At 38.6% G+C, this 14,261-nt stretch carries 18 protein-coding genes and 1 pseudogene; 17 read left to right on the plus strand and 2 right to left on the minus strand.

Annotated elements, in window-relative coordinates; genetic code table 11:
* Positions 1 to 208: 208 nt before the first annotated feature.
* The 9 genes from V1L65_RS26325 (at position 209) to lepB (ending at position 6,937) form a co-directional block, all read left to right on the plus strand.
* On the plus strand, positions 209 to 733 hold the full coding sequence (locus V1L65_RS26325) for a thioredoxin domain-containing protein (protein WP_331702277.1): 525 nt from the start codon (positions 209 to 211) through the stop codon (positions 731 to 733).
* Positions 734 to 769: 36 nt separating this feature from the next.
* Positions 770 to 1,573, plus strand: coding sequence for a transporter substrate-binding domain-containing protein (locus V1L65_RS26330; RefSeq protein ID WP_331702278.1), 804 nt, complete (start codon positions 770 to 772; stop codon positions 1,571 to 1,573).
* Positions 1,574 to 1,682: 109 nt separating this feature from the next.
* Positions 1,683 to 2,348 carry an amino acid ABC transporter permease gene (locus V1L65_RS26335; RefSeq protein WP_331702299.1) on the plus strand — a complete coding sequence of 222 codons (666 nt, stop codon included), beginning with the start codon at positions 1,683 to 1,685 and terminating at the stop codon, positions 2,346 to 2,348.
* Positions 2,345 to 3,121 carry an amino acid ABC transporter ATP-binding protein gene (locus V1L65_RS26340; protein WP_331702279.1) on the plus strand — a complete coding sequence of 259 codons (777 nt, stop codon included), beginning with the start codon at positions 2,345 to 2,347 and terminating at the stop codon, positions 3,119 to 3,121. Before V1L65_RS26335 ends, V1L65_RS26340 begins: the two co-directional genes overlap by 4 nt.
* Positions 3,122 to 3,640: 519 nt before the next feature.
* Positions 3,641 to 4,489 (plus strand): AraC family transcriptional regulator, encoded by an 849-nt coding sequence (locus V1L65_RS26345; protein WP_331702280.1) that lies wholly within the window; start codon positions 3,641 to 3,643, stop codon positions 4,487 to 4,489.
* Positions 4,490 to 4,568: 79 nt separating this feature from the next.
* Positions 4,569 to 5,327: a class I SAM-dependent methyltransferase gene (locus V1L65_RS26350; protein ID WP_331702281.1), complete on the plus strand. Its 759-nt coding sequence runs from the start codon at positions 4,569 to 4,571 to the stop codon at positions 5,325 to 5,327.
* A gap of 89 nt (positions 5,328 to 5,416) precedes the next feature.
* Entirely contained in the window at positions 5,417 to 5,620 is a 204-nt protein-coding gene (locus V1L65_RS26355) for a glycoside hydrolase family 99-like domain-containing protein (protein WP_331702282.1), read from the plus strand.
* A 316-nt stretch (positions 5,621 to 5,936) separates the two neighbouring features.
* Complete coding sequence (locus V1L65_RS26360; protein WP_331702283.1) at positions 5,937 to 6,296, plus strand: hypothetical protein; 360 nt, start codon at positions 5,937 to 5,939, stop codon at positions 6,294 to 6,296.
* A 131-nt stretch (positions 6,297 to 6,427) separates the two neighbouring features.
* Complete coding sequence (gene lepB / locus V1L65_RS26365; protein ID WP_331702284.1) at positions 6,428 to 6,937, plus strand: signal peptidase I; 510 nt, start codon at positions 6,428 to 6,430, stop codon at positions 6,935 to 6,937.
* 43 nt (positions 6,938 to 6,980) lie between these two features.
* On the opposite strand, the gene V1L65_RS26370 is transcribed toward lepB, so the two are convergent.
* Positions 6,981 to 7,166, minus strand: a complete 186-nt coding sequence (locus V1L65_RS26370) for a hypothetical protein (RefSeq protein WP_331702285.1) — start codon at positions 7,164 to 7,166, stop codon at positions 6,981 to 6,983.
* Positions 7,167 to 7,832: 666 nt separating this feature from the next.
* Here V1L65_RS26370 and V1L65_RS26375 point away from each other — a divergent pair.
* Positions 7,833 to 8,009 carry a hypothetical protein gene (locus tag V1L65_RS26375; protein ID WP_331702286.1) on the plus strand — a complete coding sequence of 59 codons (177 nt, stop codon included), beginning with the start codon at positions 7,833 to 7,835 and terminating at the stop codon, positions 8,007 to 8,009.
* 159 nt (positions 8,010 to 8,168) lie between these two features.
* Positions 8,169 to 9,185 (plus strand): heavy metal-binding domain-containing protein, encoded by a 1,017-nt coding sequence (locus V1L65_RS26380; RefSeq protein WP_331702287.1) that lies wholly within the window; start codon positions 8,169 to 8,171, stop codon positions 9,183 to 9,185.
* Between the two features lie 166 nt (positions 9,186 to 9,351).
* On the opposite strand, the gene V1L65_RS26385 is transcribed toward V1L65_RS26380, so the two are convergent.
* Positions 9,352 to 10,431 (minus strand): Gfo/Idh/MocA family protein, encoded by a 1,080-nt coding sequence (locus tag V1L65_RS26385; RefSeq protein WP_331702288.1) that lies wholly within the window; start codon positions 10,429 to 10,431, stop codon positions 9,352 to 9,354.
* 457 nt (positions 10,432 to 10,888) lie between these two features.
* Between V1L65_RS26385 and V1L65_RS26390 the strand changes: the two genes are divergently transcribed.
* The 6 genes and pseudogenes from V1L65_RS26390 to V1L65_RS26415 form a co-directional block, all read left to right on the plus strand.
* Positions 10,889 to 11,128, plus strand: a complete 240-nt coding sequence (locus V1L65_RS26390; RefSeq protein WP_331702290.1) for a DMP19 family protein — start codon at positions 10,889 to 10,891, stop codon at positions 11,126 to 11,128.
* On the plus strand, positions 11,022 to 11,336 hold the full coding sequence (locus tag V1L65_RS26395) for a DMP19 family protein (protein WP_331702291.1): 315 nt from the start codon (positions 11,022 to 11,024) through the stop codon (positions 11,334 to 11,336). The genes V1L65_RS26390 and V1L65_RS26395 overlap by 107 nt, the downstream gene beginning before the upstream one ends.
* A 153-nt stretch (positions 11,337 to 11,489) precedes the next feature.
* Positions 11,490 to 12,071 carry an SUKH-4 family immunity protein gene (locus V1L65_RS26400; protein WP_331702292.1) on the plus strand — a complete coding sequence of 194 codons (582 nt, stop codon included), beginning with the start codon at positions 11,490 to 11,492 and terminating at the stop codon, positions 12,069 to 12,071.
* 413 nt (positions 12,072 to 12,484) lie between these two features.
* Complete coding sequence (locus V1L65_RS26405; protein WP_331702293.1) at positions 12,485 to 13,015, plus strand: DinB family protein; 531 nt, start codon at positions 12,485 to 12,487, stop codon at positions 13,013 to 13,015.
* Between the two features lie 226 nt (positions 13,016 to 13,241).
* Positions 13,242 to 13,718 (plus strand): DUF6389 family protein, encoded by a 477-nt coding sequence (locus tag V1L65_RS26410; RefSeq protein ID WP_331702294.1) that lies wholly within the window; start codon positions 13,242 to 13,244, stop codon positions 13,716 to 13,718.
* A gap of 405 nt (positions 13,719 to 14,123) precedes the next feature.
* Positions 14,124 to 14,261, plus strand: a pseudogene (locus V1L65_RS26415) (PhzF family phenazine biosynthesis protein); the annotation flags it as partial.

A 14,261-nucleotide genomic window follows, 5' to 3' on the forward strand; every position in this document is an offset into this window, starting at 1 on the left:
TGTCATGGCTTCGATTTCTTCCTCGTGAAATAACACATATTTACTTCCTCACAAACCATTTTAGCCGTATTGCCAGTATCAAAGGAGTAGGGTTACACCGGGGTTCTTCCTGCAAGAAATATTTTACCAACATATAGTTTACAATTCCGATAGAAATAGTGTACAATCTAAACAACTCGGAAACTTATTACAAAAAGGTGGTTTAACGATGGCTGTAATTAAAAATGACTATTTAGTAATCGGTGATTTAAATGCACCAGTGAAAATTGAAGTGTTTTTAAATTATGCTTGTCCATATTGTGCAACATTTTATGAATTGGTAGACAACACGCTTCCGCAATATTTAGCACAAAGCAAAGTTGCCTTAGTAGTAAAACATTATGATAAACCGCGCGAAATGTTATTACCTGGAACATTGATTAATGCTAACCTAGATTATTCAGACCCTGGAAGAACATTAGAAATCATTAGTGAATTATTTAAAAACCAAGCAACATGGGATAAATATTCAAGCCATGAAATTAAAAAATATATTGAAGAAAAGTACAATTTAAAAGAAGAATTTTCAAACATTGATCGCAGCTTATTAATTACAGCAGAGGCAATTGAACGTGGCGTAAAAATGGTGCCGACTGTATTCATTAATGAAATGGAGTTCCAGTACCCACGTGAGATTTTTGCAGATGAATTAGTAGAGGTTATTGAAAAAGAATTAGAGAAGGCAGGGGTTTAAGTGGGCAGCTTTAAAAAATTATCGTTTCTATTAGTAATGAGTACATTAATACTTATTTTAGCGGCATGCAGTGATAAGAAAGACGATGTTGGGTCATCTGAAGCTACCGGCAATTCTACGGCGAAAAAAGACGTGTTAGTTGTTGGCTCATCAGGAATATATCCACCATTCATCTCAATAGATAAGGATGGCAATGCACAAGGCTATGACGTAGAAGTACTAGAATTAGTTGGTGAAGCGTTAGGCTACGAAATTAAATGGGAGTTTGCAGAGTTTTCAGGTATTTTCGGTATGTTAGATACAGGTAAAATTGATACAGTAGCAAACCTAATTGCGATGACAGATGAACGTCGTGCAAAATACGACTTCTCTACACCTTATGCATATTCTGGTGCAACATTGGTTGTTCGCGAAGACAATACTAGCATTAATAGTATAGAAGATTTAAAAGGTAAAAAAGTTGGCGTACTTTTAGGCAACAATTTACACACATTTTTAGAGAAGTGGAATGAAGAGAATGGTAAGGAAATCATTATTACACCATACCAGGATGTAAGTGGTACATATAATGAAGTAGCGTTAGGTCGCTTAGATGCATTCATTGATGTAAAAATTACAGCAGCTTCTCGAATTCGCAATGAAGGTTTACCATTAAAACTTTACGGTGAAGAATATTTAATTAATTTTGACTATGGCTTCCCATTCGTACGCTCTGATAAAAATAAAGAGTTTTTAGAAGCATTTAGCGTAGAAATTCAAAAGTTGCAAGATAGCGGTAAGCTAAAAGAGCTTTCAGACAAGTGGAGTGCCATTGATGTAACCATTCCACACAAAAAATAATAGTAATAATTTGAGAGGCTGTTCAGAGGAATCTCTGTGCGGCCTCCACATGTTTAACGTATGTTAACGATAGAAACGAGGGGTTAATGTGAACTTCGATATTGGCTATATGGTTGATATTTTTCCAAGAATATTAGAATATTTACCGATTGTTTTATATATGGGGACATTATCATTTGTTTTAGCAGTCATCGTGGGGTTAATTTTTGCAGTTATTATTAATGCTAAGGTGCCCGTTTTGTACCAGCTACTACTAGTCATCATCTCATATTTCCGCGGTGTACCAACATTAATTCAAATTTTTATTTTTTATTTTGGTTTACCACAACTATTTCCGAGCTTAAGCTCCATGCAAGCGATAACGGCAGTTATTATCGCATTAAGTATTAAAAATGCTGCTTATTTATCTGAAGTATTCCGCTCAGCCTTTTTAGCAGTAGATAAGGGTCAATTTGAAGCTTGCGAGGCAGTAAATATGACAAAGTGGCAAGGATTGCGCACCGTTATTTTGCCTCAAGTATTTCGTGTAGCTATTCCAGCTACAGGTAATTACTATATTATGATGATAAAAGAAACTTCATTGGCATTTACAATCGGTGTAGTCGATATGTTAGCCCGTGCAAAGCTTGAATCTGCTGTCACCTATAAATTTTTAGAGGCGTATTTAGCCGTTGGATTAATTTATTGGGCAATTACAGTAGTATTAGCATTTTTACAGTCAAAGCTTGAAAGCTATATGGAACGTCCATACTTGAAGGAGGCGACAAAATCATGATTAAAATTCAAAACCTCCATAAAAGCTATGGGAATACGGCTATTTTAAAAGGCATTGAAGTGGAAGTGAAAGATGGCGAAGTGTTGGCAATTATTGGCCCATCAGGTTCTGGGAAATCAACATTTTTGCGTTGCTTAAACTATTTAGAAAAAGCGGAAAAAGGGATCATTGAAATTGATGGAGCAAAAGTCAATGCAGAGCAGTATACGAAGGCGGATATTGTTCATTTACGCAGCAAGACAGGAATGGTTTTTCAAAACTATAATTTATTTAAAAATAAAACCGCCTTACAGAATGTTTCTGAACCGCTGCGTTTAACGAAAAAATTGTCAAAAAAACAAGCAGAGCAAGTAGCGTATAATTTATTAGCTGAAGTAGGCTTAAAAGGTAAAGAGCTTAACTATCCCGTTGCCTTATCAGGCGGCCAACAGCAGCGTGTAGGTATCGCAAGAGCACTAGCGCTTAATCCGTATGTAGTTTTATTTGATGAACCGACATCTTCTTTAGATCCGGAACTTGTAGAGGAAGTACTGAATGTTATAAAGGATGTTATGAAACAAGGCAAAACAATGATTGTTGTGACCCATGAAATGGAGTTTGCAAAAGAAGTAGCAGATCGTGTGATTTTTATGGCAGATGGGTATATCGTGGAACAAGGCACACCAGAAGAAATATTTAATCATCCACAAAATGAAAGAACGAAGCGATTTTTAAAAAACTATTTAACATTGCATGCAAATGATGGAATACAACAAGAAATAACCGTAATATAAATGACGCATGTTAGGTTAAATTAATGGGATTTATATGTAATCTGTTTTTTTCTACAGATAAGGTGTCCGGTGAAAAGAACATAGTAACATTTAAAAGCCGCTAATTATGCGGTTTTTTTGATATCATCGGCAGCCTCGTTAAGGCTAATCAACGAAGGAACAATAAATAAATAGCGTGTTCTCCTTTATTACGAACGAGTACTATAGCTTAATAAAATAACTAAAAACGCGGCTGCCGGTGTGGATCGGCAGCCGCGTTGTGCTAACGGGCGGGTTAGCGGAGGAAGAATACAGTAATATTCAATGTGGCTGGATATGAAAGCGGATATTTCTATTAATAGAACGAACTAGAGCAATTCATCATTATCTAAAGAAACTAAAAATGTAAACAGTATTTTAGCAAAAACGGAACAGCATCTCATTTTACAAATTGTTATAATGAATTCGTCACACAGAAGAAGGTAGGTTGGTACATTGAATTATACTGATGACATTAAGCGTAGTATCAAATATATTGAAATGAACATCAAGAAAGAACTTACCGCAAATGAAATTGCAGAGCATGTCGGTTATTCTATTTTCCACTTTTGCAGAGTGTTCAGTTTGTTGCAGGGAATACCTCTTATGGATTTCGTTCGTAAAAAAAGATTAATTCAAGCTAGAGGAGAACTTCTATCAAACAGAAAAATCATAGACATTGCTTTTGATTATGGTTTTAAAACAGCAAGTGGATTTTCAAAAGCGTTTCGGAAAGAATTTGGATACAGTCCAACTATATATATTGCTAGAAACAATAGCTTGAGTACAAGCAAAAATATAATAAAGATTGAAGGATTTAACATGAATCCTACCTTTACTAAAAAATCTGCTTTTAAGGTTGCTGGTTATGGAATCGAAACGAATATCTCGAATGGGTATATGAAAGATATTGCTGCATATTGGGATACTTATACTGGTGAAAATTTAGAGAGTAAAATGTATGAACAATTGAATCCACCAAAACATGGAGAGGTTGGGATTTGCGTATCTTCATCTGACGAAAGTAATGTCAAATATTTGTTCGGCGTTATTGTAGATGATTATTCAAAGGTAACGACCGATATGATGACATTTGATGTTCCAGCAGCACAATATGCAGTTTTCACAACTCCGCCAGTTGATAATATTGCAACAGCTGCAACATACGATGCAGACCCATTATCAGAAATGGTAAAGGCAACTTGGAAATACATTTTTGAAGAATGGTTTCAAGACAGTGATTATGTTTTTGATGAAACAAAAATAGAATTTGAATTTTACGATGAACGTTGTCATGGTCTAGAAAATGCAGTAATGGAAATTTATGTGCCAATTAAAAAGAAATCATAAGTTTTAATTATTAAAATTGAGATGCGGAAGTTTATAATTCAATGAATTTTTTTCCGCGCATAATATCGGAGGAAATAAAATGTTTAGTTATTATGGTGCATTATGTACGGAGGTTTATGATTTTACCAAACAAGTGGGATATTCAATTGACGGTGATATTGAATACTACCTAGAACGATTAAAAACTTGTAAAGGGCGAGTTCTAGAAGCAGCAGTTGGGTCTGGTCGATTTATTATCCCATTTCTTGAGGCAGGATATATAATTGACGGAATTGATTATTCTCCTGAAATGTTAAATTCTTGCCGAGAACGTTGCGAAGAACGAGGCTATAATCCGAAATTGTATGAAGAAAATTTAAAGGAATTTTCTTTGCCGTCCAATTATGAGGCGATTATTATTCCTACTGGTTCTTTTTGTTTGATTGAAAATCGAGAAGATTCTTTAGCCGCATTAAAATGTTTTTTTAAGCATCTTGTTTCAGGGGGGCGTTTAATTGTTGACCTTGTATTACCTCATGGTTGGGAAACTGGGGCGATATCCACTTCAACACTTTCTCTACCAAGTGGCGATGGGATTACGATGGAAAGCAAGTCAATTGAAATTGATTGGCTAAACCAAATAACTGTATCCTATATAAAATATGAGAAGTGGCGAAAAGGAAAGTTGATTGAATCTGAATTGCAAAAATTTGCAATGCGTTGGTATGGTATTGAAGAGTTCAAACTTGTTTTAGAAAGTATAGGTTTTTCTGACATCACATGTTCAGCTGATTATAAATATAAGGAACAACCATCAAATGCGAGTCAAATCATTACATTTGAAGCAGTCAGAAAATAATATGATGGCAAATTTATCGTGATGCATGAAATTTATTAAATGATGGTTATTTGCGGGCGCGCAATAATGACAGAGTAAAATTTTATTTGATGTGGGCGAATCATAATGTGATGAACACATGGGATATTCGCAATGCGCATCTGACGGATAATATGATATGGGACGCGCATCCCGGGCAACAATCGTTAATTGTCATCAACAGTTGGAATGAATGGACGGAAACCAGTTATCTGCAGCCGGATGATCGATACGGTTATAGCTATCTGGAAGCGATCAAAAGTGTTTTTAAGTGATAAAGCATGTAAAGGGGCTATCGACTGACGTATGTCAGAAGACAGCCTCTTTGTTTTATTTTGAATTTTCGCTTGTTATTCGAGAACGATGTCTCAACCAGCCTCAAACATGTTTCTACAAGTAGAGGGCGAACAGTTTAGCTCACGGGGTCAAGACCCAACGGGCAGAGACATTCTACCCCGAGTTCTACAAAAGTCTAAATCAGTTAGGTGAAAAGGACCTGTGGTTATTCTTTAGATCGCAATTACAAACATTCGGTTTCGGATAGTATTTTATCACAAGAAGCATTAAACTAAAGGGGAACGGAGGTTTAATATGCTCAAATACATTCATTGGCAATCTTTTTTCAAAGTGAACAGCGAGGAAAAAGTACATAAGCTGCTAGCAAAAATCAATGAATTATGTGACGTGAAGGCTACTCTAATTTCGTGTGAACGTTATTGGAAGGACACCTCTTTATTCGATATTGTTTTTAGTACACCTTTTAATAAGGACGAAATTGCTGATGCTGTCTTCGCAGCATTAGTTATTTCTCACAAAATGGCTTATCAATGGGAGGTTACTGGCCCATACATATCTGAACAAGGGATGTGGGAATTTCGTGGATTGACCACTAAAACCAAGGTCACTGGGATTGAATGGATCGAGTTTAGGGTGGAATCTGTCGATCTGTAGTTTGCTTTATTAACTGATGCCCAAGCCCGTTGCATATGTAACTAGCTCGCCTTGTTATTGCAACCAATTTCTTTTAATAATCGTTAATAAAAGATAATCAGTTCATTGAAATGGGGAGGAATGTTCAATTCATGAAAAAAATTAAAGAATGGGGAATAATCTTTCTAATTGCAATCGTTGCGTCATTTACTATTAAAACATTTGTCGCAGAAGCTATGGTTGTTCCGACTGGTTCGATGCTTCCAACCATTCAAATTAATGACAGATTAATTGTTGAGAAAATAATGGATGATTATCAGTTTGGTGATATTGTTGTATTTTATCCACCTATACCTGAGAAAGTTAATGAAAGGTATGTAAAAAGACTCATTGGAATTCCCGGTGATTTGATTGAAATTAAGAACGGGGTACTAATTCGTAACGGTGTAAAAGTATCAGAAACTTACTTAAACGAGCCAATTCGGTATGAATTTGGTCCGATTACTGTCCCCGAAAACAAATACTTTTTTTTAGGCGACAATCGTAATGAAAGCCTCGACTCTCATTCGTGGACTACCCCTTTCGTGGATAAAGAAAGGTTGATAGGGAAAGTAGTTTTAATAATTCCAACGCATTTAATTGATAAAAGGAATTTAAGGTAAGCACTTTCTATCTTAGCTTCGTTCCACTAATGGGAACGTTTGTTTAATCAGCAAAGCGGCAGCCTAGGACTTTATTTATCAATCCAATTCTGCCGCTAATTATGCGGCTTTTTATTTTTATGATATCATCGGCAGCGTTGCCGTCCCCCTTAAGTACTGCTCTTAGTTCCACAACATCGCTTGTTATGCGAGCACTGTTCGTCTCAACCAGCTTTAACATGGTTTCCATATGTAGGGGGCGATCAGTTTTAGCGTCGGGTTACGGACCCAGGGGAACAACCGATCGCTACGTAGTAATGTACATAAAAGTTTACTTAATCTTAAGGAATGTAAAATCATTAATCACATAAATTAATAAGTATTACTAGCTTAGGGAGGGGAAATGTCATGGAGACATTTGGAAGGGGATGTCTTTGGTTAATTCTTGGAGCCATAGGATTATTAATTATTGCCTTTATAACCCAGAGTACAATTAATATTCCCTGGTTTATATTCATACCAGTCGTAATTGTGGTGTTTTGGATGGCGTCAAAGAAAAGCAAATAATAATAAAACTTTGTTCTAAAGACTTTGATTTAATAATTTTGTTTTAAAGTCGTAATGGGTGTCCCCAACCTTCGTTCAGATACGATTCTATTTCGTTGATGAGAATGTGTTTTCCTTTGTTTTTAATTTGGATAAAGCTAAAACAGTTGATGGAAGGGAATTCAAAAACAAAGATTTTCCCAAAAATAATGAGATTTGTATGTGAACGATTATGGCAACAATGAATGGTATTCAGATCGGTTTGATTCTAATTATACTTATATGATGCTAGGCAATAAAATTGTCTACAAGACTGATTTAAAAAGCTTTAAGAGAGAAATTATACGTATCTGACAAACCGATTTATGGCATGTCATCGTCACCGGATGGCAGCAAAATCGTACTTTTATTGCCGGTAGATAATTATATGGGTCCATTTTCGAATATTATTGTGCTTGATAATAAAGGGAAATTACTTCTCGAACAACAAAGTCCAAGTCAAGATTCTTTTGGTCAACTGATCAAAAACTGGCGGCTTTCCAATTAGAGGAGAATCAGATATGGATTTATAATAGTGATGATAGAACTTTTGACTTTGCTGGAGTAGGCAAATTGCTTGTATGGCTGCCGGAAGGAAATTTATTTTAGGTCAATACACAAAAGCTGCTCTATACCTTTTAAATACTTGCGATCAGGAGAGAAAAATATGTCTAATCTTTTAATTACAACCACTTCTTTAATTGACGGACACAGGATTGATCAGTATAAAGGGCTGGTTTCAACTCGTGTCGTAACTGGAGCAGGATTTTTTGCAGACTGGGCTGCCAGCTTTAGTGATGTTTTTGGGGGAAGATCGGAAGCCTACCATAATCAATTGAAAATGATTTATGATGAGGTTATTGCTTTATTAGAAGTAGAAGCTGTGAAACGCGGCGCTAATGTCATACTGGGACTGAAAATTGACCATAACGAAATATCGGGCAAGGGCAAGCAAATGTTTATGGTAACGGCTTCCGGAACTGCGGCTTATATAAAGGAATTATCTGTTGAGACAAATGCCCATATGCAGGAAGTAACAGTAGAATTGTTTGAGCTGGAATTAGAACGACAACAATTAATCGATCGTATAAATCTGGCACAGGATGAATTAGCTCTTCAATATAATTGGGAGTTTATAATAAAAAATAAGATTGCGGATGTTATGGAAAAAGCATTCGATTGTGCACTAAATTCGATTGATATGGAAGAGGTGCAAAATTACTTCTCTGCATTGGACACAAAGGCCAGCATAAAATTTCTATATGCGCAGCTTGCTGATGATCATAAGAGAGAAACGGCTATTCATTTGATTAAGAATGCTAAATTACTTGATTATTCTAAAGTTATAGAGTTGTTGACTTCTGAAAACATAAGCGTTCGAAAATCAGCCCTACAATTGATAGATGGCAGAAAACGAACCTATACAAAGTCGGATATAGCAACGTTGGATCAAATCATTCTGGTGCTGACAAGCTCCGATTGCATACCAGATTTAGGGTCAGACTATGGTGACAAATGGTTTTGCAAGTGTGGGAAAACGAACAAAGCTAGTCAGCAATATTGTAAATACTGCGGTCATGATATAAAGGGATTTACAATGAAGGATGTAAGTTTAGAACAAGCACTAGATTGTGCCACAGAAGCACTCTTTGTTCTTAAGCGTTTGTTTGATGTAAGGAAATGAATAGAGTTTTTATTTTAAAAAACCGCATACTTATGGATAAAGCTATCGTAAATTGACAACACGTAGCTTATAACCACGTCACTCGTTTTATACAATCTTTTAAAAGTATCAGTATTTGGCACAAAAAGCGCTCCAGCTTGCAGTAGCAAACCGGAGCGCTTTTATGTTAAGGCAGATCGATTGTTACCTCGCGGCGGGACTCTGCTGATCGCAGCACACCGTCGATAATGGCCTGTTGAATCATAATTTGCTCGCCAGGAATCGGTGCAGGACGTCCATCACAGACAGCTTCAACGAAATCGCGTACCTTTTCATGGAATAAGTTCAAATTATGATGAATCAGAGGGACAGGAGTAGCAGTTTGACCGCCCATCAGGTCGTGGTACATGGTGATATCGCCGACCTTCCCGTCCCAAACACCGGACCAGTTGCCGGTGCCAAAAGGATTGATTTTAAGACCGGCATCAGTACCAAGGAACATCGTTGAGCCGAGGGAGTCCATATGCATCGCCCATGAAATTTTGAATTGCAGCACCAGGTCATTTTCAAAACGAACCATCGCTACGCCAAAATCCTCCACATTAAATTGAGCAGCTTCAGCGTGGTAGAGCGGATTAGTTCCAAAATGGTTAGAGGTAAAAGCCGAAACGGTTAGCGGTCGCGGATACCCAAGCGCATTCAGCGCCATATCCAGCGAATAGCAGCCGATGTCAGCCATTGCGCCTGCTCCTGCCAGCTCCTTGCGGATAAACGTGCCGCCAGGCATTCCTCTGCGACGACCGCCACCTGTTTCTACATAATAGACTTTTCCAAGCTTGCCGCTTTGAATGATTTCATTAATCAGCTTCATGTTTGGGTCGTAACGTGGCTGGAAGCCAACACTTAGCATGTGACCAGAAGCTTTCGAAGTCTCAACCATATGCACAGCTTCATCCAATGTGATAGACATCGGTTTTTCCAGTAGCACATGCTTTCCTGCATTTAGAGCATCAACGCTTGTTTGATAATGGGAGAGATTTGGAGTACAGATGCTGACGCCGTGAAGCTCAAGCTCAAGCAGCTGCCGGTGATCAGCAAAGGCCTTGGCTCCAGCAAGCTCCTCCTGAGCGATAAATTGCTCGGCTCGGCCGGGAACAATGTCGGCTACAGCAACGATTTCAACATCCGGTAGTTGTTTGTATGCGGCAACGTGTGCACGGGCGATGCCACCGGACCCAATAATACCAATGCGAATAGGTGTAGTCATATGTCTTCCTCACTTTTTTATAAATAGGTAATCGTTTGCGGCACTAATTGAATTATTAGCGAATAATACTCTCACAAGGTTATTAAAATTTCTTATCGTATACATGCCTAAGTTAACATATTTATCCCCAAAAGATAATCTAAAAAAATGACAAGAAAAGTATGATATTACGACAAAGGGTAGCTGTCTGAAAACAACGTATCTTGGTGAAAGGCGTGTTTTTTCTTATTCCATGCAAGCTTTTTTTGCAGTTTTACAGGTGCGTAAAATTCCGTTATTGAGAAAATGGCATTATTTACTTTTGAGAGCGAGGTGGTATATGTTAATAGTACTGACTTAAAAATAAATTTATTTCCTTATATGCTAGTCCAATTAATTAGCCTATGGGAAGGGGTCAAGACACAGAACAGTTAGAAGCACATAAAACTATAATTCTCATCTTAAGGGGGAGTACAATTTGAGTAAGTCCGATATCCATGACATCTGGTTCGATTATGCCGCGGCCTTTGTACAGCAAAAGAATGCTTCGGACTGGAACACCTTGGCCACGCATGAACAAGAGATTGCCGCACTATGGCTGCTGGAAGCCGATGTGTATAACGGTGGATTTGTGCAGTTTTTTTTGCAATGGGGGGGAAGAGGCATATATCCACGCGGTACGGGCATTACAAGCCATCGGGGCGTTACATGCGCTTGAAATCGTCCAATCCGGATATGCCTGCATCGAGCATTTATCGGAAGACAATCGCCTCACTCAGCTCTGGGATATTCCAAAGTTTCTCACCGAGGAAGAGGCAGAACGGCTTGATAAGCTCGATAAGAGTTTCTGGGAAGACTATGATCACATTGCGGAAATAGCATATCGATATTACGTTGAGGAGTTGGGAATAACCGTTTCATCATAACCTGTATTCATTATGTGGATCAAGGGAGTGGATGTCTTTGACCCTGTTCAACATTCTATTAATTAGGAACGGAGGTTATGATTGTAATTACTTGCTGCAGCGCTTATTTAAAATAATAATTATAGAGTTGAAATAAGAGGAGGGAATTGAACTTTGAAACAAGTTGTCGTCTATGATCCGGATCTCCTCAGATCCGTCAATTTGCCTGCGGAGGTAGAGGCATATTTGCTTAAGGAAGGGCTTCCTTTTATCGAGCCTGCGGATACCGTCTTGGGCGTTCGCTTCCAATCGTTCGCGGATATGGGACTTCTGCACGCTGGCAAACGCAAGCTGCTGCCCATCGGATACGAATGGGAGCCGGAAAGCGCCATTCTGGGGCTGGCTCAAGGCTCGGGTCATCTATGTTCCTTCCACCCGGCATCCGGACAATCAGGATTCGTTAACTCGGATATCCGTCTGTTTCTGTTGTTCTTATCACGCGTTCGAACGTTTATAGCAAGTCACTCCCAAGGTGATCAAGCGACGATATGGACGGCGGAGGAAATGAGCGAACGTCTGGCAGCCTTCCGCCGTGGCGAGATCGTCCCGCAGCGTCCGAAACGGCCGGCCTTCGACCGCAAAGCGGAGCTGGCCAGAATGCGAGCTTTATTTGAAGAGAAGGACGCAGCCAGCCTGGCAGACGAAAACTATTGGTGGAGCTGTGTGCTGGAGCAACTGGAAGACGGCTTGTTATAGAACTTTGAGGACAGTATTCCTGTTATAAGTATAGATTACCCCATTACGACAATCTAAAGGGAGTTATATTATTGCGTTATGTCATTGATATTGCTTGCACATCTTATCTGAAACTTCAAGCTGACCATATCGCCTGAAGGAATCGTGCGCAGCAAAGGCGGCGACGGTGGTACACTTATCTGCGGTGGTAGAGGTGTCACATGGGGCTATTTTCCTATTGCTACTTATTATCGTAACCCCTATGAGGAAGAGTTGGAGTGGGAGGAACGTGCCGAATACTTACATTATCGTCGCGTAGTTCATCTGTAATCAACCATGGAGAACGGCTTTAATAACAGGAAACGAAGATAAGGAGTATATTATCGCAAGGTGAGTATCTGAGTCCGATACAAAGTGAGGAAGGAGGAGCTTGAATGCTTTTTGATTTAAAAGGTGATTCAAATATGTCGCCAACTGTAGGAATACTCTATTCCACTGTGAAAGAAAACAGCCAACGATTACAATTAATCACTAATGGCATGTCGCAAGAAGAAATAGATTATAAGGGTCCAAATAATAACTTTAATAGTACCGCTCAATTAATTAAACATATTATGTTTGTTGATCTAAACTGGGTTTATAGAATAAAGGGAGAACCACTTCCTCATTCTTGTAAAAAACAATATGGACCAATGATAGATGCGAATAATAAGCTTCCGATGGTTAAAGGGATGACTTTGAACACACTGATGTCTAACTACGAAGGTGTGTTGAAAATGTTGAAAGAAACTTGTACACAATTAAAAGATGCTGATCTAGACAGAGTTGTCACTTTTGGTCATGAAAATGAAAAGCAATCGACCATTCGCTGGGGGTTATGGCATATGGCTGACCATAACCGCTATCATCAGGCTCATATTATTCAGCTTAGAAAGTGGTATAATGATAGTTCTTTGTCAAAATAAAGTGGCGAGTGTTCCGGAATTAATCTTGGGCTAGTTAATACTTGTCGTATGATAACGGAGGAGCACACAGCAATGTGACTCCTCTATTTTATTGAACTAACGACGCAGGTTAGTTCGATTCTAGGTACAAAAAATACAGTTATTTAATCCCTTGTTTTTATTCTTTTACCACTTTATTATGGATATAATTGGGCAACAAAAAGAACAAAAGATAGGAGTGCTGAAGTTGGACGGATTAATAAACGCAGGAAGCTACCAAAGAGAATTTCTTGCCATTCTCCGGGCGCATTCCGAGCAGGCACTGAAAACTCTTCGAGCATTAGACGAAGCTATACCGGAAAAAACACGCGCCATTCACATCGGCATCCACCCGAATCAGGAACAGGATGGTACATTCAGCATCATGATCCATTTGGACGGCCCGGACTTATATGTTCTAAATAAAGCAATCGATGCACATCGATCTCTGTTCGAGGTCCGTTATGGGGAAGATGGCTGTGCAGAGCCGGAGGTTCCGTTATTTAGCCCGTTTCATCTGCCATTTGAGGTCAATGATGTGATTGTGGACACATGCTTCCTGTGGCTCGAGGAACTTTGGAAATGTTTTGGCGGAACAAAATCCAATTTGCCGGTCGAAGTCTTTGGAGAAGACGGTTATGGATCAGAACCTTTCAGGCAGCTCTCAACTAGGGACGAAGGTTAATGATTCTGCTTTTCTTTTGATAAAATCTCAGAATAGAGAATGTCACTTAGCGCAATCATCCCCTTCAATTAGAAGGGATGATTGCCTAACGGTTGAAACGCCTCTCTTATTCAAAATAGGATTGCATTGCCACTCTTAATTGCATATTCCCCTGAATTTCCCCGTATTTAGTGAAAATCATGCCATCCCCCAGCTCTGCTGATTCATCTATCGCTTCCATACGGTTAAAATCACCTTATTGTTTCACTGTAAATAGATGTACATGATTATACACCTTCGAGTGTTATATTTGCCACTTGACTGTTGCAACTTTTATTAGCCTATAATAGCCGGTTTCAGTGAGATAAAAATAAGGAGGTAACAAGTATGAAGTAATACGTGGTGAATACGGCAAAAGGAACAGTCTTTGATTTTGTTTCTAGAAGCTTCTTTCCAAAATTGAACGTTAATGAGGATCCCGTTTGCGGAACTGCGCATGTAACTTTATTCCGTATTGGGCAAGTCGCTTAACAGGTTGCGATATACATAACACGATTTATGTAA

This window comes from Paenibacillus sp. IITD108 (genome assembly GCF_036541265.1).
Classification (GTDB): Bacteria; Bacillota; Bacilli; order Paenibacillales; family Paenibacillaceae; genus Pristimantibacillus.

Coding starts and splice junctions, on each gene's coding strand:
- V1L65_RS26325 (WP_331702277.1), top strand. CDS start 209: ATGGCTGTAATTAAAAATGACTATTTAGTAATCGGTGATTTAAATGCA.
- V1L65_RS26330 (WP_331702278.1), top strand. CDS start 770: ATGAGTACATTAATACTTATTTTAGCGGCATGCAGTGATAAGAAAGAC.
- V1L65_RS26335 (WP_331702299.1), top strand. CDS start 1,683: ATGGTTGATATTTTTCCAAGAATATTAGAATATTTACCGATTGTTTTA.
- V1L65_RS26340 (WP_331702279.1), top strand. CDS start 2,345: ATGATTAAAATTCAAAACCTCCATAAAAGCTATGGGAATACGGCTATT.
- V1L65_RS26345 (WP_331702280.1), top strand. CDS start 3,641: ATGAACATCAAGAAAGAACTTACCGCAAATGAAATTGCAGAGCATGTC.
- V1L65_RS26350 (WP_331702281.1), top strand. CDS start 4,569: ATGTTTAGTTATTATGGTGCATTATGTACGGAGGTTTATGATTTTACC.
- V1L65_RS26355 (WP_331702282.1), top strand. CDS start 5,417: ATGTGGGCGAATCATAATGTGATGAACACATGGGATATTCGCAATGCG.
- V1L65_RS26360 (WP_331702283.1), top strand. CDS start 5,937: ATGCTCAAATACATTCATTGGCAATCTTTTTTCAAAGTGAACAGCGAG.
- lepB (WP_331702284.1), top strand. CDS start 6,428: ATGAAAAAAATTAAAGAATGGGGAATAATCTTTCTAATTGCAATCGTT.
- V1L65_RS26370 (WP_331702285.1), bottom strand. CDS start 7,166: ATGGAAACCATGTTAAAGCTGGTTGAGACGAACAGTGCTCGCATAACA.
- V1L65_RS26375 (WP_331702286.1), top strand. CDS start 7,833: ATGTCATCGTCACCGGATGGCAGCAAAATCGTACTTTTATTGCCGGTA.
- V1L65_RS26380 (WP_331702287.1), top strand. CDS start 8,169: ATGTCTAATCTTTTAATTACAACCACTTCTTTAATTGACGGACACAGG.
- V1L65_RS26385 (WP_331702288.1), bottom strand. CDS start 10,431: ATGACTACACCTATTCGCATTGGTATTATTGGGTCCGGTGGCATCGCC.
- V1L65_RS26395 (WP_331702291.1), top strand. CDS start 11,022: ATGTGTATAACGGTGGATTTGTGCAGTTTTTTTTGCAATGGGGGGGAA.
- V1L65_RS26405 (WP_331702293.1), top strand. CDS start 12,485: ATGCTTTTTGATTTAAAAGGTGATTCAAATATGTCGCCAACTGTAGGA.